This window comes from Dietzia sp. IBK-p2-15D (assembly GCF_057773105.1).
In genome coordinates this window covers 1-461 of sequence record NZ_JBYMTK010000082.1, presented here as the reverse complement: position 1 = coordinate 461, position 461 = coordinate 1, and the positions used below count along the sequence as shown (strand labels likewise).

Below are 461 nucleotides of genomic sequence, written 5' to 3'. Positions count from 1 at the left end.
GTTTGGAGCTTCTTATGGTGCTATAGGTGGACTTAGAGAATCTGAAAATGCAGCTTCCTTTAAGGATATGCTCAAAAACGTAGAGAGAAGAACTATTGAGGGAGCGGCAGCATGATTAGTGGCAGGCCCAGTTGTAGCAGGTCTAGTACATGGAGGAGGGAAAGCATTAAAAAGCTACAAAGGCGTACCTAAAGAAACGAGAGAAGGTGGCTTTGTAGATATAAAAGAGATATTGCAAGGTAAGAAACAAGAAAATATTGGAGTTCAAAATAACATCAAAGCAAAGAGAAATCTTGGATTAACAGATGAACAGATACAAAAAACAATGGATGCCGCCTCTGAACGAGCAAAAGGAATGACACAACAGCCAATAGAATCTTCAGTCAAACTCCCTACACAAGTAGAGGGTGATGTTCAAATCAGAGAAATCCTAAAAAGTAGATTAGAGCAAGTAAAAGCAA

1 protein-coding gene is annotated in these 461 nt (G+C 39.3%); it reads left to right on the top strand.

The window, feature by feature from the left end; all coding sequences use genetic code 11:
• Window positions 1-118: 118 nt before the first annotated feature.
• A partial coding sequence (locus AC3DEV_RS16965) for a hypothetical protein (protein WP_488372865.1) occupies window positions 119-461 on the top strand: 343 nt, incomplete at its 3' end.